Origin of the sequence: Evansella sp. AB-rgal1, from assembly GCF_041820985.1 — a bacterium.
Classification (GTDB): domain Bacteria; phylum Bacillota; class Bacilli; order Bacillales; family Salisediminibacteriaceae; genus Evansella.
The window spans coordinates 14,402-37,012 of record NZ_JBGUAU010000033.1; the positions used below are offsets into that span (position 1 = coordinate 14,402).

Consider the following 22,611-nt stretch of genomic DNA (forward strand, 5'->3'; position numbering starts at 1 on the left):
GAATTGAGTCAATGAAAATTTTCAACACACAGCTACAAGGGTTAATTGATGGACTGGGCCAATACGAAGAAGAACTAGAAGATGCGGCTAGAATCATCGCGCAAAGTATCGTGAGCGACGGTCAGCTTTGGATATATGGAGAAAAAGAAATGAAAGGAATTGTTCACCAAGCAATAGAAGGAGCAGACAAGCTACCTACCGTTCAGGAAGCACATAGAGAGACGCAATTCTCCCATATGGATACTTTGCTTGTTTTCTTTCCAGAGAAGCTATCTAAAGCTGGTGAGGACGTTTTAGCTAAGGCTGAGGAAAATAGTGCTCAGATTATTAGTGTGAGTTCTGATTCTGAGGGAAGATCAGGTAGCTTTGGGGCGATATGCTTTTCCACTGGGGTAAAAGATGGACTCGTACCTACAGAAGATGGAAATCGAATAGGCTTCCCCCACTTATTACTGGGCCTACGAATTTATTACTTACTATACTTCACAACAATGGAGTACTTAGAAGAACACGGGTATTGATTTTCGGATTTTTATGTATGTTTTTATATGGTTTGCGGTAGTTTGACATTTTGATTATCGACTTTCACATGAAATTTTGTGAATTACACTGAGTTTAAGGTGTGTTCACTTCAATCTGTGAAGGTCTTTTTACTTTTTTGTGAATATGACCATGTATCTGTGTGTGATGTACGTTTTATGCTCGGCTCTCCATGTTTTATGTGCGGGTTTGCGCGATATATGTGCGGGTTGAGCGATTATATGTGCGAATTCAAGCAATATATGTGCGAATCTCCCACTTTTATGTGCGAATCGCGCAAATATATGTGCACTTTCCGAATCTGGAGGGGGAGATACACTCTCTCCTTGTACGTAGTTTACGATTTTTCATGATTTTTACGAAGATTCATGGTTCATACCTGTTTCTATGTTTCCTCACCAAGTACTGTACTCCCTTAAAAAACAAATTTTACTTTTTTTAAGTTGGATCAAAAATATATGTGCGGGTTTCCGCGATATATGTGCGGGTTCGGCGATTATATGTGCGAATTCAAGCAATATATGTGCGAATCTCCCACTTTTATGTGCGAATCTCACAAATATATGTGCACTTCACAAAAAACTGTTCTTTACTTAAGAACTTTCTATACTTACACGAACAACATCTATACCTATTTCACATTACCTACCATGAAGTGGAAAACCTCTTACTAATTTCCCAAACCATTTTAAATAAAAACAAAACCCTTAGACCAACAACAATCTAAGGGTTTTTTCTATATAAGGGAGGTATTTGCTTATTCGTTCGTATCTTCTTCGTCTGTTTCTTCTTCAACGTCTGTTCCTTCAACTGTGTTGTAAGATAGAGCCATTGCTAATGCTACAGCCACAACATCTTCCTCAACACTCGCTGGGAAACGTACGTGTACGAAATGACGACCTTCTTCCGTTACTTCTACAAACGTATATTGCTTGTATTCTTGACCTCGGATAGCTTCAGACCAGTTACCTGGTTTGCTCGCATCTCCTGCGATTTCAAAGTAAAACTGGAAAGGAACTGTTTCGTCATTTATTTCATGAATATTGAACTCATTTACATGGCTAGCAATTTCATAAGAACTGCTTTGTAAGTCCATTTCAAGCTCCACATCAACTTCACGAGTTCTAATTTGATCACCCTCAAGATTTAAGTTCTGTTCAATCATGAAAGTAACATCACTTAAAAGGCTACCTTCTTCAAATACTGCTACTGCAGTTGGTTGTCTACTTTCTGTATATTCAAAAGTAGTACCTTCAACAACCTTCACTTCTTTACCAAAAGTAGTTGTATAAAGCTCCGCACCGAAAGTTAACGCCTCGCCGTTTACTTCTACACTAATTTCTTCGTCAGTAGCATCAAGAATTGTCACAGATAAACCTGCTTCTTCAGCCACTTCTGTATTTGTTTGGTCATCTTCCGTTTGACCACCTGTATTTACACTCTCTTCTTCCGTTGTGCCACAAGCAACAAGCATAAGAGATAACGCACTAAAAACTAATGTCTTTTTCAATACTTTCATATTATAATTTCTCCTCTCGATTCTTAATCCTATAGCATTATAACAATACAACAAGAATAATTTAAGTATTTCACTGAAATTCTAAAGATTGATAATTATATGAAAATAACGAATTCCCTATTATAGCAGTACTTACAACCTCTAAAAAAAAATATGAAAAATTATGGGATTAGAAAAAAAAGTGTATCAATTATTATAGAAATTGTTCCCCATCAAGCAAAATTTATTTACTCATACGCTGTAAAGATAAATTTACATCTTTCCAGTATCATCCTCCATGCAAGTGAAATTTACACCATGGTGGATGAAAATACGTTATGAGTATAAGTTAGTACAGTTAACTATATATGCAATGAGCGAAGGTCCACGAACTCCAGTGGAAAGCAGAGTAAAGGCGAGACACCACAGAACGGAGCCAGGATGGCGACATGACGCCGTTGCCCACAGGACGTGGCAAGTACTTACGCGGAATTCCTCAAGAAAGCTCGGCAACTCCCCTAGGAAAGCGAGCAGGCTGAAGCAAATGTGGAATACAAGCAAACAAAGTTAGAATTACTATATAGTTTAATACGCGTATTTTCAGGGTAGACAACAAAAAAAAGCACAGGTAGCAATTTACCTATGCTTAAGCTGTATATGATGACAAATGTGATTTCTCAATAAACTTAATTGTTATTTCATTGAATTCATTTGGTTTATCAATATTACAAACATGTCCTGAATTCTCGATTCTCTCTAACACCAAATTACTATTCTCTTTGACCAGCTCTTCAACGGATGGTAAAAACAAATAATCTTCTTCCCCCATGACAAATAACGTAGGGATACCATAAAAATCACGTTGTAACCTTTTTAAAAAAGGATTAATTGCTCTCGTTAATGTGAACCATTTGATAAATTGCTTTTGACACATTTTTTTCGCCTGACTGACAAATGCATTCCGGGATTCTAAATGGTTGCTCTTTGGCATAATGATCCAAGCAAAAAATCGATAAAGCCACATGTAAGGAATAAAATGCTTACATAAGTTTCCTAAAGAAATCAACGTTTTTGTTCTAAAATTCATTCTAATAACGGCTCCACCTAATATCATAGAACTGATTCGATGAGGGTGCTTTTGAGCAATTGTTTGGACAACAATCGTACCAAGAGACATACCAATAAAGTGAGTGGACTTTATGTCCAAGTGATTCAATACCTTGATTACCTCATCTGCTACGGTAACAAAAGAATCCCCTTTTTTCCAGGTAGCATCCCCTGATTTTCCGTGTCCACGCAAATCTATCAAAAGTACATTAAAATGTTTCTTGTATTCTTTTATTTGCTTAAACCATGTATTCGAGTTCCCACCAGCACCATGAATGAGTGTAACCCAGGGTTTGTGGGTCTCTAGGATGTATTGTCGATAATGTAACACGATAGTTACCTCGCTTATCTTTTTTTAGGAAAAAATATAGTTAAACTACTATACATACTTTTTATTATAACAAATTACTAGACTTGGTCCTATTGTAATAAAGAAAATAATATGTAAAATTACGAAAAAACCCTCTCTTCTCTATATATGAAGGAGGGTTTTATAGATAGTATTACTTATTTTTCCTTTTTATTCCCAATACTCGCTCGAATAAATTCACGGAATAATGGTTGTGGACGTGTTGGCCGTGATACAAATTCTGGATGGAATTGAGAAGCAACAAAGAATGGATGATCTTGAATCTCTATAATTTCCACTAAGCGGCCATCAGGGCTTGTCCCAGAGAAAATAAAACCTGCTTTCTCCATTTGTTCACGGTATTCATTATTGAACTCATAACGATGACGGTGACGCTCATAGACAACTTCCTCTTCGTATGCTTTAAAAGCAATTGTCTCTTTTCCAAGCTTACATGGATATAATCCAAGGCGAAGCGTACCACCGAAGTCCTCAACATCTTTTTGTTCAGGTAATAAATCGATAATAGGGTACTTTGTTTCTGGGTTTAACTCAGAAGAATTTGCTCCTTTTAGGTTTAATACATTACGAGCAAACTCAATGGAAGCTAATTGCATTCCTAGACAAATCCCTAACATAGGCACTTTATTTACACGCGCATATTCAATGGCAGCAATTTTCCCTTCAATCCCACGGTCACCGAAGCCACCTGGTATCAAAATACCATCTGCATCACCAATTTTTTCAGCGACATTTTCACGAGTCACATCTTCAGAATGGACCCAATCAATTTCAATATCAGAATCGAAGTGGTATCCTGCATGTCTCATTGCTTCTGCAACAGATAAATAAGCATCTTGTAGTGCTACATATTTACCAACAAGAGCGATTTTTACTTTCCCAGATAAGTTTTTCACCTTCTGAACAAGATCTACCCACTCCGTCATATCAGCTTCTTGACAATTATCTAAACCTAAATGCTTACATACATAGTCATCTAGATGTTGTTTTTGTAATTCTAAAGGAACTTCATATAATGTTTCTGCGTCTCTCGCTTCAATTACTGCTTCTTTTTCAATATCACAGAATAACGCAATTTTGTCTTTCATGTCTTCTGGAACTGGTCTTTCTGTACGAACAACAATAACATTAGGTTGAATACCTAGGCTACGAAGCTCTTTTACACTATGTTGTGTTGGCTTAGACTTCATTTCTCCAGCAGCAGATAAATAAGGAATAAGTGTACAATGAATGTACATTACATTACCTGCACCTACATCACTTTTAATTTGGCGAATTGCCTCAAGGAATGGCAAACTCTCGATATCCCCAACTGTTCCACCAATTTCCGTAATCACTACATCTGGATGCCCTTGTTTTCCAGCTTGGAAAACTCGTTCCTTAATTTCATTCGTAATATGAGGAATAACCTGAACAGTTCCACCTAAATAATCACCACGACGCTCTTTTTTCAAAACAGAGGAATATACTTTCCCAGTCGTAATATTACTAAATTTACTTAGATTAATATCAATAAATCGCTCATAATGTCCTAAATCAAGATCCGTTTCTGCACCATCATCTGTTACGAATACTTCCCCATGTTGATATGGGCTCATCGTTCCAGGATCTACGTTTATATATGGATCAAATTTTTGAATTGTTACTTTTAAGCCTCTGTTTTTCAAAAGACGCCCTAATGATGCTGCTGTTATCCCTTTACCTAAGGATGATACAACCCCACCAGTAACGAAAATGTACTTTGTAGCCATGTTTGGTACCCCTCACTTTATATAATAATTTTTGTTTTTCTTAGAAAAATTGTTTTTCTATCTTTTTCCTCGCAAAAAATAAAGAACCTTCTCTTGTATATTGGAAATAAATACACCTTTTCATGCACATTTCCAACATACTTTGACGATAATATAAAAAAAACAACAGTTACCGAACCCAAATAAAAGGGGGGACTGTTGTTTTGGTTATAAATATTCATATTCCACACATATATGAATTTACATGTTTATGTAATTCAGTTTAATGTGTTTAATTGTGAAGCCCAAAAATGATTTTAGCTATATCTTAAACAAAAGTCAAGAAGAGATTATAGTATTTCCTCGTCATCTTTCTCAACATCATCTTCTTCTAGGTCCTCATCGAATTCTTCATCGATATCTTCATCGTCGTCGTCAAAATCGTCATCTTCTTCACTTGCTAGCTCGTCTAACTCGTCTTCTAGATCTTCAAACTCATCAAAGTCGTCAACATCATCATCAATGAAGTCATCGTCTTCTTCCTCATCTTTACGCTTTTTCTTACGAGTCTTGTTAGCTAGAGAAAGTTCTTCTTCCGTTTGATCAAATGGATACCAAGAACGAAGCCCCCAACGATTTTCACCAATATTTACAAAACGGCCATCTACGGACATTTCAGTATATAGGTGGGCAATACGATTCTTCAACACTTCTTCTGACAGACCCTTCACCTCTCCGACTTGCTTAAGTAGTGTGTGGTATTCTGCAGGATTTTTAGTTTCGCTTAAAAGTTCATAGGCAACCTCAAGCATTGCCATTTCTTTTAGTTGCGATTCAGTGTATTGTTTGATGCTCACAACTGGCACTTCCTTTCAACGAAAAGTTTCATAACTAGAGGATGTCCAAATCTTAAACAAACAAAACTACTTAGTAGCACTTTGTGTTTTCTATCTTGGACCCTCATTTTTCACTATATGATCGAACAAGATGCTCCTACTACTATGAATTCATACCTTTCATTATAAACATATCTGCTATAATTATGCCAGTAGATTCCAATATTTGATCATTGTTTTTTTGAAAAATGTTTTTAGTGTAAGATTCTGGAGTGTTAGCTATGTAATTCTCGTGTTTTTCTGCGATCTTCACACCGTTCTGTGTGATTCTCCAAAATGCTCTACTTTATGGTTACAATATCAGCTTATATGTGCGGGTTGCGAGAATATATGTGCGAAATTCTAAATTATATGTGCGGGTTGAGCGATTATATGTGCGATTTTCTAGATTATATGTGCGGGTTGCTCAAATATATGTGCACTTTCCGTATCCAGAGGCTTTTATGTGCGGATATTTTTATGTGCACTCCCCCCTATATCAAAAAAACAGAGCGAAAGGCCCCTCCCCAAGGTGAACCTCCGCCCGTACACAACCCAGCTTTTATAAATTCCGTCTATACTGTCCGCCCACTTCATATAAAGCTGCAGTAATTTGCCCCAAACTCGCTACCTTTACAGTCTCCATCAATTCTTCAAAGAGATTACCACCAGACAACGCTACTTCTTTTAAACGATTCAACGCATCAGCACCCTCCTCGCCATGCTTCTCACAAAAAGCACGAACTCGAAGAATCTGTTCTTCCTTCTCTTCCTGCGTTGCACGAGCAAGCTCCATTTCAAACTCCTCTTCAGAAGGAGGCTTAGGATTCAAGTACGTGTTCACACCAATGATCGGCAATGTACCATTATGCTTCAACGTTTCATATAAAAGAGACTCCTCCTGAATTTTTCCGCGCTGATATTGCGTCTCCATGGCTCCAAGAACACCACCGCGATCATTCATCCGTTCCAGCTCTTGTAAAACCGCTTCCTCCACCAAATCCGTTAGCTCCTCCACAATAAACGACCCTTGGAATGGATTCTCATTTTTGGCTAAGCCCATTTCCTTCGTGATAATCATTTGAATCGCCATGGCACGACGAACACTTTCCTCGGTAGGAGTAGTAACAGCTTCATCATAAGCATTTGTATGAAGAGAATTACAATTATCATAAATTGCGAGCAGCGCCTGCAACGTTGTTCGGATATCATTGAAATCTACCTCCATCGCATGCAAAGAACGCCCAGAGGTCTGAATATGATACTTTAACTTTTGGCTCCGCTCATTAGCACCATATTTTTCCCGCATCGCAACAGCCCAGATACGTCGAGCCACACGCCCGATCACCGTATATTCTGGATCTAGGCCGTTACTAAAGAAATAAGAAAGGTTCGGCGCAAACTCATCCACATCCATCCCACGACTTAAATAATATTCCACATATGTGAAGCCGTTTGCCAACGTAAACGCAAGCTGACTGATAGGGTTCGCACCCGCTTCAGCAATATGGTAGCCACTAATGGAAACAGAATAATAATTTCGAACACGATGATCAATGAAATATTGCTGGATATCTCCCATCATCCGCAGAGCAAACTCCGTGGAAAAAATACATGTGTTCTGCCCCTGATCTTCCTTCAAGATATCCGCCTGCACGGTTCCGCGAACAGTCGACAATGTATATGCCTTGATATTTTCCCGTTCACTCTCATCAGGATCGCGCCCATTTTGTTGTATGAACGCCGCCACCTGCTGATCGATCGCCGTATTCATAAACATCGCCAAAATAATTGGCGCTGGGCCATTAATAGTCATCGAAACAGAGGTAGATGGCGCACACAAATCAAACCCATCATACAGCACCCTCATATCATCTAGCGTACAGATGCTAACACCACTTTCCCCTACCTTCCCGTAAATATCCGGGCGATAATCAGGGTCTTCCCCATACAACGTCACCGAATCAAACGCCGTACTCAATCGTTTCGCCTCATCATCTTTGGACAAATAATGAAAACGTCGATTCGTCCGAGCAGGTCCACCTTCCCCAGCAAACTGCCGCTTCGGATCCTCCCCCTTCCTCTTGAACGGGAATACCCCAGCCGTATAAGGAAACTCTCCCGGAACATTCTCCGAGCGAACCCAGCGCAATATCTCACCATAATCCTCGAACTTCGGCAACGATACCTTTGGAATATTCAAGCCAGACAAGCTTTTCGTACGAAGCTCCGTCACTATTTCTCGGTCACGAATCTTCGTCACAAACTTCTCCCCAGCATACGCCTCCATCTTTTCCTCCCAACCATCAAGTACCTTTTGGGAAGAGACTGACAACTGATCCCGGTAGTAATCACGCAAACTCAACAGCTCTCCACGATCAACGGACTCTACTCCAGACTCTTTTAAGGCCTCCAGTGTACCCTCAATTTGATACAACCGACGCGCCCTCTGAACCTCTTCCACCGTCTCCTCATGGTATCGTCTCACTGTCTGAGCAATCTCCCGGAGATAATGCACCTGCTCCGCCGGGATAATCACCTTCTTCAACGTAATCTCTTCATTTTTCCCAAAATCAGTTTCCCAATCAGCACCAAATCGCTTACACATCACACCCATCAACTCATAAAACAAACGATTCGTACCAGGATCATTAAACTGACTAGCAATGGTACCAAACACCGGCATATTCTCCGGTTTCTGCTCAAACAAACCGTGACTGCGCTGATACGCCTTGCGAACCTCACGAAGTGCATCCTCCGAACCCTTCCGCTCAAATTTGTTGATCGCAATTACGTCCGCAAAATCAATCATGTCGATTTTTTCCAACTGAGACGGTGCACCAAACTCACTCGTCATCACATACATGGATACATCCGCCACATCCGTGATCGCCGCATCCCCCTGACCAATCCCACTCGTCTCCACAATCACCAAATCATACCCAGCCCGCTTCACAACACCAATTGCCTCAACAATCGCCCTCGACAACTCCTGCCGACTATCCCTTGTTGCCAACGACCGCATAAACACTCGCGGCGAATGAATCGCATTCATCCGAATCCGATCCCCTAAAAGCGCACCACCCGTCTTCTTTTTCGTAGGATCCACCGACAAAATCGCAAGCGTTTTCTTCGGAAACACCCGTAAATACCGACGAACCAACTCATCCGTCAACGAACTCTTCCCAGCACCACCAGTTCCCGTAATCCCAAGAACAGGCACCTCTTTTTCTGGAAAAACATCGTTGGAAATTTCTTCTTCAAAAAAAGTGGAAACTTCTGGTGATAGCCTCTTTGAATCAAACGCACGCTTCTCAGCAACACTTATCATCCGGGCTACCGCTCCCATTTCCCGATTCTCCAGATTCTCCTTCTTTATGTTTGAAATATCATCTAACGGAAAATCACAAGCTTCTACCATTTCATTAATCATCCCTTGAAGTCCATACTTCCGTCCATCTTCGGGTGAAAAAATTTTACGGATCCCATACTCATGAAGCTCTTTGATTTCCGATGGGATAATCACCCCTCCGCCCCCACCGAAGATTTGAATGTGAGTTGCACCTCTTTCTTGAAGCTGGTCATATAAGTATTTGAAATACTCCACATGCCCCCCTTGATACGAGGAAACGGCTACCCCTTGCACATCTTCCTGGATCGCAGCTTGCACAATCTCATCAACGGAACGGTTATGTCCTAGATGAATCACTTCCGCTCCCGTTGCTTGAAGCATTCGTCTCATAATAATAATTGATGCATCGTGCCCATCAAACAGACTGGATGCCGTAACGAAACGAACGGCATGCTTCGGTGTGTACTTCTCCTCCATGCTTCTCCCCCCGTTTCTTTTAGTTGGAAAAATGAGTTACTCCTTTTGTATAAGGTACTGATTTGGTGCAGTTTCACGCGTTACCTTACACAGAGCTTTGAGCAAATTTTTTAATTACTGCTACAAAGTTATACAGTTCCCACCACACGAAATCCTCGAAGTAATTGAGTGAGTTGATAGTTACAATATTCTTCAATAGTGTAGTCTTTTTGAATTGCCCAGCGTCGGAACGTCCACATATGTCCAGCCACCAGAATGTTATGACTAGCAAGTGACAGCTCCTCCTCATGAAGAGAAATGACCCCTGCATCTATACAGGCTTTAAGCTCCTGTTCAAACATGGTCTTCATCTTGAGCTCTTTTTCAAGCACATAGTTTAACGCATCTTTCGTTAAACTCTTGGATTCTTGGTACATAACGAGCACTTCGTTCTGCATATCATCTACGACTCGAATATAAGAATCTATAACTTGCTTTAATCGGTCCAAGCCTTGCAGTTGCTCATCTTTCAGCCGTTCCCACTTCATCATGACCTCGTCGTACACAGCATCACATACGAGGTACAAGATATCTTCCTTCGATCCTATATACTCGTAGAGTGTGCCGATACTAAACCCTGCAGCCTGCGCAACTTCCCGCGTTGTCGTGCCATGATAGCCCTTATCATGAAGGAGCTCCACAGCTGCTTTCACTATTTGTTGCCTACGTTTATTTACTAGTTTCTGATCCTTTACGATGGATGGCACTTGTTTCTTTTTCAATGTGGTTATCCCCCTTTCTTCGTTATTTCTAAAAATAATAACGGAATTATCTATGTAATTGGTTGGTGGCAGGTAGTTGCTGGGAGTAAGCGCTGTATTATAGCGCTATCCCCTGCTCCTTGTATCTAATGGTACATCTTGGAAAATCTTGATTACCTAAGTGCTTTTTTAAGGATGGCTGGGTTCGATTATAGGAAATCAACCTACAGTAAAATTAATCTTTTCTAAAAGTCAGTGATTCGAGACAACCTCACTCGGTTCTTGCATCATTTTGTCTCGAATGGAACTCTAACTAAGCTAATTCCTCCACGCTCGCGCTCCATGAACCAGTATTTTTCAAACCATTCCCCACATCAAAGCAGCTACGCCAAACAAAACAAACAAATCAATCTTTCAGCAACATTTTGGAGATTACCAATCTTTGAATCTCATTTGTTCCTTCGTAGATTTGGGTGATCTTTGCGTCCCTCATGTACCGCTCTACAGGGTATTCCTTTGTATAACCATACCCTCCAAACACTTGCACTGCTTCCGTTGTTACTTCCATCGCTGAATCTCCAGCAAAAAGCTTGGACATTGCAGACTCTTTTCCATATGACAAACCTTCGCTTTCACGCCACGCTGCTTGATACGTTAACAAACGAGATGCCTCTACCTTCGTTGCCATATCAGCCAATTTAAACGCTATTCCTTGCTGCGCGCCAATTGCCTTTCCAAATTGCTTTCTTTCCTTCGCATAACCCACGGCAGCATCCAACGCACCTTGAGCAATCCCAACGGCTTGCGCAGCGATTCCGTTCCGACCACCATCTAATGTCATCATTGCGATTTTAAAGCCTTCCCCTTCTTCCCCTAACCGGTTCTCCACAGGAACACGAACTCCGTCAAAGATAATTTCCAGAGTTGGAGACGAACGGATGCCTAATTTACTTTCTTTTTTCCCCATGGAAAAACCGTCCATCCCTTTTTCCACGATAAAGGCTGTACACCCTTTATGTTTAGACTCAGGATCCGTCAGCGCAAACACAACATAAATCTCCGCTTCCCCTGCATTAGTGATAAAAATTTTCGCCCCATCCAACACATAATGATCTCCCTCACGGCGAGCGGTAGTTCGCATGGCAGCAGCATCACTACCGGATCCAGACTCTGTTAATCCATACGCACCCATCTTCTTTCCTTCTGCCATAGGCTTTAAGTATTTGAGCTTCTGTTCCTCCGTACCAAACTTATAAATAGGCCATCCCGCTAAGGAAATGTGAGCAGATAACGTCACCCCAATCGAGGCATCAACGCGGGATAATTCTTCCACTGCGATAACATAACTCAAATAATCGGCTCCAATCCCACCATATTTTTCAGGCCAAGGAATTCCCGTCAATCCGAGCTCTCCCATTTGATCAAAAATTTCACGATCAAATCGCTCCGCTTCATCCCGCTCGCTAGCTGTTGGTCCTACCTCCTTTTCCGCAAAGTCTCTCACCATTTTTCTTATCATTTCTTGTTCATCAGTTAATGAAAAAAACATATCAAACCCTCCATTCAACTATTCCAACGTAATATTACGACAACAGTTCTTTACTAATAACTACATGCTGTATTTCGTTCGTTCCTTCATATATTTGTGTTACCTTCGCATCTCGGAAATATCGCTCTACCGGATACTCCGACGTATAACCATATCCTCCGAAAACTTGAATCGCTTCTGTTGCCACCTCCATCGCTGTATTGGAAGCAAACATTTTTGCCATAGATGCCTCGCGAACACAATTCGCGCCACGCTCCTGTAAATCTGCTGCACGATACGTTAATAACCTCGCTGACTCCACCTTTGTTGCCATATCAGCTAACTTAAACGCGATCCCTTGCTGAAGACCGATTGGTTTTCCAAATTGCTTTCGATCCTTTGCATATCCAACAGCAGCATCAAGTGCAGCATCCGCGATACCTAACGCTTGGGCAGCAATACCAATACGTCCTGCATTCAAATTGGCCAACGCAATTTTAAAGCCATCTCCCTCTGAACCTAACCTATTCTCCACTGGTACCAGCGCATCATCAAATGTTAGCGACGTGGTACTAGAGCCGTGTAACCCCATTTTCTTCTCCCTCGCCCCAACGCTAAAACCAGGAGTATCTTTGTCTACCACAAACGCCGTAACTCCCTTTCTACCAGCCGCAGGGTCTGTTTTGGCAAAAACAATGTACGTGTCTGCCAATCCCCCATTTGTTATAAAAATCTTTTCGCCGTTTAATTTATAATGATCACCATGTTTTATAGCGGTTGTCTTCATTGCTGCCGCATCACTGCCCGCACCTGGCTCCGTTAAGGCAAAAGCACCTAAATACTGCCCCGATGCTAATTTAGGGATATACCTTTGCTTCTGCTCTTCTGTTCCGAAATAAAGTATAGGATTCGTACCAACAGAAGTATGAACAGATAAAATTACCCCTACTGCTGCACTCACTCGGGATATTTCATGAATTGCCGTAATGTACGAGCCATAGTTCATTTCGGCTCCACCATATTTTTCAGGAATAGGAATTCCCATCAATCCCAGTTCTCCCATATCCTTCACGATCTGCTTTGGAAACTCATCTTTCTCTTCCATCAAAGGAACTGCTTTTGCTACCTTTTCTTGTGCGAATTGGCGCACCATCTTTTGGAGCATTTGCTGTTCTTCTGTAAACGTAAAATCCATCGCATTCACACTCCGATTCTTGCTGCATACCATTTTGGAAAAAATGCAGCTGTTTTTCAATTAATCACGAGTATTCATAAAATCCTCGTCCTGCTTTTCTTCCAAGCCAGCCTGCTTTTACATATTTTCTAAGTAAAGGACATGGTCTATATTTGTCATCACCGAAGCCTTCATGAAGGGTTTCCATAATAAACAAGCAAGTATCAAGTCCGATGAAATCTGCTAGAGTTAGCGGACCCATGGGATGATTCATTCCTAGCTTCATTACTTCATCCACGTCTTCCGGTGAAGCAACTCCTTCGTAAACGGTATAAATCGCTTCATTGATCATTGGCATAAGAATGCGATTGGATACAAAACCAGGGAAATCTTGTACCTCCACCGTTGTTTTCTGTAACGATACAGCCATATCACGAACTTTTGTATAAACTTCCTCCGATGTTGCAAGTCCACGAATGATTTCCACCAACTTCATCACAGGTACAGGATTCATAAAATGCATCCCGATCACTTTATCTGGTCGCTTCGTTACGGCTGCAATTTCCGTAATAGGTAAAGAAGATGTGTTCGTTGCTAGAATCGTATGTTCTTGAGCCCATTCATCAAGCTGTTCAAAAATATTTTTCTTTGTTTCCATATTTTCAATAGCTGCCTCGATGACAATATCAGCCTTGGCAGCATTTTTTAACGAAGTAGAAACTTCTATTCGCTGCAAAACATTCTCCATCTCTGATTCTTCCATTCTTCCTTTTTCCACTTGTCGCTTCAACTGTTTCTGAATTGATGTAATACCCCGTTCCACAAACTCTTGAGTTAAATCATGCAAAATAACGTGATAACCATTCATCGCACATACTTGTGCTATCCCTGATCCCATTTGACCCGCACCGATAACCATGACATGTTCCATTGTCATTTTTTTCAATCCCCCTTCTGCGCTTCCAAAATTCCCCCTAGAGCCCCTCACCTTACACTTCGATCATGATTGCGTCACCTTGGCCTCCTCCACTACAAATAGCGGCAATACCTAGGCCACCTCCACGACGCTTCAACTCATAAGCTAATGTAAGAATAATTCTAGTGCCACTTGCGCCAATTGGATGACCAAGCGCAACGGCTCCACCATTCACATTGATCTTTTCTGAATCTAGTCCCGCAATTTGCCCACTGACTAGTGAAACTGCAGCAAACGCCTCATTAATCTCAAACAAATCAATATCATGTACTGACTTTCCTGTTTTATCTAATAGTTTCTTAATAACTAAACCAGGTGTCTTTGGAAAATTTTCAGGCTCTACCGCTAACTGTGTATGATCTACGATTTTAGCTAATCGCTGTAGACCCCTTGCCTTTGCGGATTCTTCCCTCATTAACACGAGCGCCGCCGCTCCATCGTTTACACCAGGGGCATTTCCTGCAGTGATCGTTCCATCTGCTCCGAATACGGGCTTCAATTTGCTCAGCTTTTCAACAGACGTGTCTCCCCGTGGCGATTCATCTTTATTTACCACAACTGGATCCCCTTTACGTTGCGGTACTTCTACAGGAACTATTTCTTCCGATAGTTTCCCTTCCTCCATTGCGCGAACAGCTTTTTGATGACTTTCATAGGACCATTTGTCTTGCTCTTCTCGAGACAAACCGTGCTCTTTCGCTACATGATTTCCGTAATTACCCATATGGACCCCTGTAAAGGTACACGTTAAGCCGTCATACACCATCATGTCATGAAATTTCTGCTGCCCCATTTTAAAACCGAATCGAGCTCCATGCACAAAAAAAGGTGCTTGACTCATGGACTCCATGCCACCTGCTACGATCGTATCGTATCCGCCAGAGCGTAGAAGAATATCCCCTAGTGTTACACTTCGCATCCCAGACGCGCATACTTTATTAATTGTTTCTGTTTCTGTCTCCCATGGGATTCCCGCTTCGTGCATTGCTTGACGTGATGGAAGCTGTCCTTGTCCCCCTTGCAGGACCGTTCCCATGATGACATGGTCTACCTCTTTTCCGGTTAGCCCTGCTCGACTTAATGCTTCCTTGATTGCTTTGCCCCCAAGTTGTGCAGCTGAAAATCCTGCTAGACTTCCTCCTAGTTTCCCCACAGGTGTTCTCGCTCCACTAACAATCACTGTATTCCCCATATACATCCTCCTTTTTTTGGTTAACTATTAAAGATTTATTTAACTATTGCTAAGACATAATTTCCGCTAACAGTTAGCAGCGATACGTTTTTTCGCTACTGACCACTTTCACGTGAATGAACGCTCGCTCAGTTTCACTCCACAATAATAAAGCGCTTACATTAATTGATTGATTTACTTATTCATTCCTCCTCTATATGTTGCAATCATACCTGTCTATGAAAAAATTCAATGCTATGAAACCCCTAATTAGATGGATATTCAAGAACTCTTGAGATCATTACTTTTTTTCAAAAGAGGCCCGCTCCCCTCATCAATCAAGGAGGAAGCAAGCAGGCCCCACCTACTTATCTATGAATCTATTTCGTCATACAGACTCTAATTCCTTTTTCTTCACGAAAGATTTTTCTAATATTTCGACTATATCTAATGTTTGGACATTTTCATCTTGTTCTTTCGCTTTCGTTCCATCACTTAGCATCGTTAAGCAATATGGACACCCACTTCCAATGATAGAAGGAGATACTTCAAGCGCCTGCTCCGTCCTCGCCTCGTTCACTCGTGTTCCTGTGTCCTCCTCCATCCACATCATTCCCCCGCCAGCTCCACAGCACATTCCATTTTCTCGGTTACGCTCCATTTCTACTACCTTCACACCAGGAATGGCTCGTAAAATTTCCCTTGGAGCATCGTACACATCATTGTAACGCCCTAGATAACAGGAATCATGATACACAATGGTTTCGTTTACTTCCTGAGTTGGAGTAATGCGCCCATCTTGAATCCATTCAAATAAAAGCTCTGTATGGTGATAAATTTCCGCCTCTAAACCGAATTCAGGATATTCATTTTTCAACGTGTTATAAGCATGAGGGTCTATGGTAACAATCTTCTTCACTCCATTTTTCTCAAACTCCTGAATGTTAGAAGTAGCAAGCTCCTGGAACAAGAATTCATTTCCAATACGTCTTGGCGTATCTCCTGAATTTTTTTCCTTGTTTCCTAGAATCGCAAACTTCACACCAGCTTCATTCATAATCCTTGCAAATGACTGCGCAATTTTTTGACTTCGCTTATCGAAAGACCCCATGGAACCTACGAAAAATAAGTATTCAAATTCCTCTCCACGTTTCTTCATTTCCTTCACTGTTGGAACATCAATATCATCACGACCATCGCGCCAGCTTTCACGTTCCTTACGATTGATACCCCAAGGGTTTCCTTGGCGCTCAATATTCGTTATCGCTCGCTGTGCTTCAGTGTCCATCTTTCCTTCCGTTAAAACTAAGTAACGACGCATATCAATAATTTTATCTACGTGCTCATTCATTACAGGACACTGATCCTCACAGTTTCGGCACGTCGTACATGCCCAAATCTCTTCTTCTGTTATCACATCACCAATTAAGCTAACATTATAGTCCGCTGTACCTGCAGCTGCCAGCTGATTTCCCTTAGTATTGGTAAACGCAAACGTAGGCATCCACGGCTTTCGTGACGTTACAGCAGCCCCTTTTTCCGTTAAGTGATCTCGCATTTTTACAATAAGATCCATCGGAGATAACATCTTCCCCGTACCGCTTGCAGGACACACATTCGTACAGCGGCCACACTCAACACACGCATACAGATCCAATAACTGCTTTTGATCAAAATCCTCAATAGTATTTTTCCCAAACTTCTCCGCATCTTCCTCTTCAAAATTTATCGATTGAAGCTGCCCTTTTTTATGTGTTGGACCAAGCCAAACATTTGCAGGACCAGCAATTAAATGCGCATGCTTTGATTGAGGGATATAAACTAAAAATGTAAGGAGGAACAACAAGTGTAGCCACCAGAATACGAAAAACAAGGCACCTGCCGCTGTTGGACCAGCCCAAGAGAAAGCGGTTGCAATTCCAGATGCAATTGGCTCCACCAACGTCGTCGATTTCCCAAGCCAGATTATTTCCATTCCTTTTGCAAACAACTTAGAAATCATTAACCCACCAATAAAAATAAGCACAAGTCCCGCTTTAAAATTCCGCTTTAAACGCACTAGCTTTTCCACATAACGACGATGGAATGCCCAAACCACCGCAACCAAAATCATCACAACGACTATCTCCTGAAAGAAAGTAAACGCAGGATACACAGGACCTAACGGCAAGTGAGAACCTGGAGATAACCCCTTCCAAATAACATCAATCGCACTAAACTGCACTAAAATAAACCCATAGAAAAACATTACATGAATAATTCCACTCTTCTTATCCTTCAACAACTTCTCTTGCCCAAACACCATCGTCTTCATAGCATCCCAACGCTCTTTCGCAGACAAAATGAACTCCGGCTTCTGCCCAAGCTTCATGTACTCCACCCGTGTTTTCACAAGCGTTCCAAACAAATACAATGCATATCCAGTTACAAGTAAAAATAGAATCCAATTCACAACTATCGGTTCCACGTAAAACGCCCCTTTCGTTTAGGAAAAAACTTTTGTGAAGCTTTCTCATTAAGTGTTAAAGAAGAAAATTCCTCTCTGTATGAATATAATATCTTTTCAGAAAACATTCTAAATTCAGTTATCATTATAGCATAATTTACGGTGAATGAGTATTCATTCATAAACTTTTTCGTGAAAAGTTATTATGTTTTCCCCCTCATAATCGCAACCATCGTTTATAGAAGCATTTATAAAGTATACAAATACAGTCAAAAGTGAAGACCTCGTTTGTATTTACTCCCATCTTTTCCGCTGCTACTCGTTTATTTTCGGCGTTTTCGGGAAAGCTAAATTAGGCTATCTCATTTTTTCCCCACTGAACATACGCAAGTAATAACGAGATCATCAAGGAGGGATTCTGTGTTTTGGACCGTTGTGTTTTCCTTATTAGTACTATTTGTACTATGGATTACTATTGATATGCTATTGGGTAAGAAATCACACGAAAAAGAAATCAAACCATATAAGGAATCCCCAATTCGAAAAAGCGACGCTCACTTTTTTTCCCACGGAGATAAATTGTTCGATCATATGTTTCAACAAATTGATAAGGCAAAAGATCATGTACATATTCAGTTCTATATTTTTCGCGACGATAGTATCGGAATGAAAATGCTGAATAACTTAAAAGAGAAAGCACGACAAGGCGTGAAGGTACGTCTAATCGTTGATTGGATGGGGGCGAAAATTTCTAAGCAGGAACAACGCTCTTTGAAAGAAGCTGGTGTTTTGTTTAAGAAGTCTCACAAACCTTCCTTTCCATTTCTGTTCTATAGCATGAACCAACGTAACCATCGAAAAGTTTCCGTTATTGATGGAAAGGTTGGATATGTGGGTGGATATAACATTGGTGATGAATATCTAGGAAGAGATCCAAAGATGGGCCGTTGGCGTGACTATCATCTTTTTGTTAGCGGTGAAGCAGTAAAGGATCTACAGACCGAATTTCTTAAAGATTGGAATGACACGGTTGGGGAAAAGGTACCCATGAATGCTACTTATTTCCCTCCATTAACTCCGGGGAAATTAGATGTTCAAATCCACCCAACAGAAGGGGCGCATGTAAAGGAGAAGATATTCTCTTTAATTGAACATGCTAAAAAATCTGTTTTGATTGGCACCCCTTATTTTATACCTGGTAAGGAAATGACAGATAAACTTATTGAAACGGCGAAGAAGGGGATATATGTTCAGATATTAATACCAAAATACCCTGACCACCCCCTAGTAAAAGATGCCGCCTTCCCTTACTTCCGTTCTTTGATTGAAGCTGGCGTGGATATACGGCAGTTTTACGAAGGATTTTATCATTCTAAAGCAGTCATTATCGATAGTGATATCGTGGATATTGGCACAGCCAATTTTGATATGAGAAGCTTTCACTATAATCATGAGGTAAATTGTATCGTTCATGATGATACATGGATCCGACAAGTGAAAGACGAAATTGAAAAAGATTTTTATGAAAGTAGTGAAAAAATTACGAAGGAACATCTTCATAAAAGATCACTTTGGGAAAGAGCAAGAGAAAAGTTTGCCAAAACCCTATCGCCGATTTTGTAAGGATTTTATTTGCTAGTCGCACGGGAATGCCGTGCGACTTTTCTAATTTATGTAAGGTTTTGAGCCTGTTTTATATGTGGTTGAGGTAATATATGTGCGGATTCGTGCGATATATGTACGGGTTGCGCAAATTATATGTGCGAACTTCCCACTTTTATGTGCGGATCAGGCAAATATATGTGCACTTTCTAAATTTGAGGCAAAAATTCAATGCTTTCTTCAAAATATAAGGAAATCCTCAGTACTTTGACGAGATCTCTTCCTTTTTAACCTAATCTATTATATTTTACCTTTTACATGTTTCTCCAAAATGTACTGTACTCCTTAAAAAAACAAAATTTGCTTTTTTTTAAGTTTCAAGAAAATATATGTGCGGGTTCGTGCGATATATGTGCGAGTTCGGAGATTTTATGTGCGGGTTGCGCAATTATATGTGCGAATTTCCCACTTTTATGTGCGGATCGCGCAATTATATGTGCACTTCCAATAAATATCTGTCCATTTGCCACTTTAATCTTCCTTTTTTTTTCAACAAAAAAAGATACCCCAACCTCTACCTTTTTGGGATATCCTACTATACGCATATCATAGTACTTTACTTAAGAACGATTGTGTTCTTGGGTTTTGAGGATTATCAAAAATGTCACTTGGAATCCCTTCTTCCATAATGACTCCTTCATCCATAAAGATTACTCGGTCCCCCATTTCGCGCGCAAAGCCCATTTCATGGGTTACCACTACCATTGTCATACCTTCTTTTGCAAGTTCCTTCATTACTTCTAGTACATCTCCAACTAGTTCTGGGTCTAAAGCAGATGTAGGTTCATCGAATAGCATTACTTTTGGATTCATTGCAAGTGCTCGGGCGATAGCTACCCTCTGTTTTTGTCCACCAGATAAGCTATTTGGATAAGAATTAGCTTTATCAGATAATCCCACTTTTTCTAATAACTGCAACGCTAATTCATTTGCTTCTTCCTTTGGAGTGTCCTTTACTTTAATCGGACCCAACGTTACATTTTCCAATACCGTTTTGTGTGGGAAAAGGTTAAAATGCTGAAATACCATTCCTACTTGGGAACGAAGCTTGTTTATATTAATTTTGGGATTCGTTAAGCTTTCTCCATCAATAACAACTTCACCAGATGTTACTTCTTCTAATAAATTTAAGCAACGTAAAAACGTACTTTTTCCAGATCCAGAAGGTCCAATAACACAAACTACTTCCTTTTCTCTTACTTCTGCATTAATTCCTTTTAGGACTTCTAAATCTCCAAATGACTTATGCAAATCTGTTACTTTTATCATTACACATCTAACCTCCGCTCAATTCGCCGTAAAATGACCATACTTGGAATTGTAATTATTAAATAAGCTAGACAAAGCATGATATAAGGAACTAAGGTATCTGCTGAAGAACTAGCATATTGACGCATCAAAAAAGTAACTTCATTAATAGATATGATTGCAAAAACAGATGTATCCTTCAAACTAATGATAAATTGGTTTCCTAAAGGTGGGATCATTCGTTTAATTGCTTGTGGCCAGATAATATAGCGCATCGTCTGTACAGAACTAAGTCCAATTGAGCGACCTGCTTCCATTTGCCCTTTATCAATCGATTCCACTCCACCACGAACGATTTCTGCAATATATGCTCCAGCATTAATAGCAATCGCTATGATACCAGCAGTAATTGCATCGAAATATATTCCAAAGTTAGTAATTGCATAGTATAGGAATAATGCTTGAACTAATATTGGTGTACCTCGTACTAATTCTATATATATGGTTGCAAGACCATAAATGATCTTACTTTTAGATAGACGTGCAAGCCCAGCTGCTGTTCCTAAGAAAAAGCCAACAATAACCCCAACAAAGGTAATATAAAGCGTTAATTGTAATCCTCTCCAAATAAATGGAAGCGTACCTTGCCAATGTCTACTAGTAAATATATCCGTTAACGTTTCTATCATAGTAAGTATAAAGCCTCCTTCACTATATGTATAAAGCGCAACAAGCTACCCACTCGTTGCGCTTTTCATTAGTCCTTTGTTTTGAAGCATTCCGTTCTCTTATGGACGTTCACCAAACCATTTTTCATAAATGTCACCATATGTTCCATCTTCTTTCATTGCTGCTAGAGCTTCATTTACTTGTTCTGTTAATTCTGAGCCTTGTGGGAATGCGATTCCGTATTGCTCCCCTGTTAATAGATCACCTACAGTTTTCATATCACCAAGAGCTTCTGTTTCGATATAATATAATACGTTAGGAATATCATAAATAACTGCGTCTACTCTTCCAGCAGTTAAATCTTGGTATGCATTCATAATGTCTGGGAATACAACAATTTCTGCTTCTGTATTATCTTGTAAATATGTTTCACTGGTTGTTGCTGCACGAGTTGCTACACGTACTCCATCCACATCATCAATAGATTGAATTTCTTCTTCGTCCGCACGAACCGCTAAAATTAAACCTGCATCGTAGTACGGATCAGAGAAATCAAATTTTTCTGCTCTCTCATCTGTTATTGTCATACCTGCAATACCAATGTCATAACGAGCAGATTCCATTCCTGCTAGAATCCCATCAAACTCTACTACTTGTAGATCAATTTCAAACCCTACTCGATCTGCAATTTCATAGATGAGATCAATGTCGAACCCTTCCATTTCACCAGATTCTGTATTTCTAAATTCGAATGGTACATAGTTTGTATCCGTTGCTACGACAACAGTATCGGAGTCATTATTACCACCATTACCTCCATTACCACCTGTTGCATCTGTTTCTTCATTTCCAGTTCCACATGCTGCAATAAGAGCCACTGTAAGCATTAGAGCTAAAACAAACAGTACATTCTTTTTCAATTTTACTTCCCCCTTGATATTTATATATATTTTAATCAGTATCCCTTTAGCTCAGAGTGACTAGACTTAGGGAACATGCGTTTGGTATAATTAAGTTCAAACATACGTTCTTTAGGGGGTGAATTCTA

General features: G+C 40.3%; 16 protein-coding genes. 2 read left to right on the forward strand and 14 right to left on the reverse strand.

What is annotated here, in order from left to right:
• The first annotated feature begins 11 nt into the window (after window positions 1-11).
• Complete coding sequence (locus tag ACERII_RS21480; protein WP_373645024.1) at window positions 12-521, forward strand: DUF2529 family protein; 510 nt, start codon at window positions 12-14, stop codon at window positions 519-521.
• A gap of 776 nt (window positions 522-1,297) precedes the next feature.
• Here ACERII_RS21480 and ACERII_RS21485 read toward each other — a convergent pair.
• The 11 genes from ACERII_RS21485 to ACERII_RS21535 form a co-directional block, all read right to left on the reverse strand.
• Window positions 1,298-2,059, reverse strand: a complete 762-nt coding sequence (locus ACERII_RS21485) for a hypothetical protein (RefSeq protein ID WP_373645025.1) — start codon at window positions 2,057-2,059, stop codon at window positions 1,298-1,300.
• A gap of 625 nt (window positions 2,060-2,684) precedes the next feature.
• Window positions 2,685-3,476: an alpha/beta fold hydrolase gene (locus ACERII_RS21490; protein ID WP_373645026.1), complete on the reverse strand. Its 792-nt coding sequence runs from the start codon at window positions 3,474-3,476 to the stop codon at window positions 2,685-2,687.
• Window positions 3,477-3,652: 176 nt separating this feature from the next.
• On the reverse strand, window positions 3,653-5,266 hold the full coding sequence (locus tag ACERII_RS21495) for a CTP synthase (protein ID WP_373645027.1): 1,614 nt from the start codon (window positions 5,264-5,266) through the stop codon (window positions 3,653-3,655).
• A 329-nt stretch (window positions 5,267-5,595) separates the two neighbouring features.
• A complete protein-coding gene (gene rpoE, locus ACERII_RS21500; RefSeq protein WP_373645028.1) occupies window positions 5,596-6,102 on the reverse strand; it encodes a DNA-directed RNA polymerase subunit delta in 507 nt (168 codons plus the stop codon).
• 580 nt (window positions 6,103-6,682) lie between these two features.
• Entirely contained in the window at window positions 6,683-9,949 is a 3,267-nt protein-coding gene (gene icmF, locus ACERII_RS21505; protein WP_373645029.1) for a fused isobutyryl-CoA mutase/GTPase IcmF, read from the reverse strand.
• Window positions 9,950-10,077: 128 nt separating this feature from the next.
• Entirely contained in the window at window positions 10,078-10,710 is a 633-nt protein-coding gene (locus ACERII_RS21510; protein ID WP_373645030.1) for a TetR/AcrR family transcriptional regulator, read from the reverse strand.
• Between the two features lie 385 nt (window positions 10,711-11,095).
• Window positions 11,096-12,238, reverse strand: coding sequence for an acyl-CoA dehydrogenase (locus ACERII_RS21515; RefSeq protein ID WP_373645031.1), 1,143 nt, complete (start codon window positions 12,236-12,238; stop codon window positions 11,096-11,098).
• 34 nt (window positions 12,239-12,272) lie between these two features.
• Window positions 12,273-13,412 carry an acyl-CoA dehydrogenase gene (locus ACERII_RS21520; protein ID WP_373645032.1) on the reverse strand — a complete coding sequence of 380 codons (1,140 nt, stop codon included), beginning with the start codon at window positions 13,410-13,412 and terminating at the stop codon, window positions 12,273-12,275.
• Between the two features lie 64 nt (window positions 13,413-13,476).
• Window positions 13,477-14,328 (reverse strand): 3-hydroxybutyryl-CoA dehydrogenase, encoded by an 852-nt coding sequence (locus ACERII_RS21525; RefSeq protein ID WP_373645033.1) that lies wholly within the window; start codon window positions 14,326-14,328, stop codon window positions 13,477-13,479.
• A gap of 52 nt (window positions 14,329-14,380) precedes the next feature.
• Complete coding sequence (locus tag ACERII_RS21530; protein ID WP_373645034.1) at window positions 14,381-15,559, reverse strand: acetyl-CoA C-acetyltransferase; 1,179 nt, start codon at window positions 15,557-15,559, stop codon at window positions 14,381-14,383.
• A gap of 367 nt (window positions 15,560-15,926) precedes the next feature.
• The gene (locus tag ACERII_RS21535) at window positions 15,927-18,005 is read right to left on the reverse strand and encodes a (Fe-S)-binding protein (protein ID WP_373645035.1); all 2,079 of its coding nucleotides are present in this window, start codon (window positions 18,003-18,005) and stop codon (window positions 15,927-15,929) included.
• Between the two features lie 399 nt (window positions 18,006-18,404).
• On the opposite strand from ACERII_RS21535, the gene cls reads away from it, so the two are divergent.
• Window positions 18,405-19,607 (forward strand): cardiolipin synthase, encoded by a 1,203-nt coding sequence (gene cls / locus ACERII_RS21540; RefSeq protein WP_373645036.1) that lies wholly within the window; start codon window positions 18,405-18,407, stop codon window positions 19,605-19,607.
• Window positions 19,608-20,192: 585 nt separating this feature from the next.
• Here cls and ACERII_RS21545 read toward each other — a convergent pair.
• The 3 genes from ACERII_RS21545 to ACERII_RS21555 all read right to left on the reverse strand — a co-directional run bounded on the left by ACERII_RS21545 (window position 20,193) and on the right by ACERII_RS21555 (window position 22,483).
• Window positions 20,193-20,915, reverse strand: coding sequence for an amino acid ABC transporter ATP-binding protein (locus ACERII_RS21545; RefSeq protein WP_373645037.1), 723 nt, complete (start codon window positions 20,913-20,915; stop codon window positions 20,193-20,195).
• Window positions 20,915-21,583 (reverse strand): amino acid ABC transporter permease, encoded by a 669-nt coding sequence (locus tag ACERII_RS21550; protein WP_373645038.1) that lies wholly within the window; start codon window positions 21,581-21,583, stop codon window positions 20,915-20,917. Before ACERII_RS21550 ends, ACERII_RS21545 begins: the two co-directional genes overlap by 1 nt.
• Before the next feature lie 99 nt (window positions 21,584-21,682).
• Entirely contained in the window at window positions 21,683-22,483 is an 801-nt protein-coding gene (locus ACERII_RS21555; protein ID WP_373645039.1) for a transporter substrate-binding domain-containing protein, read from the reverse strand.
• Window positions 22,484-22,611 lie beyond the last annotated feature (128 nt).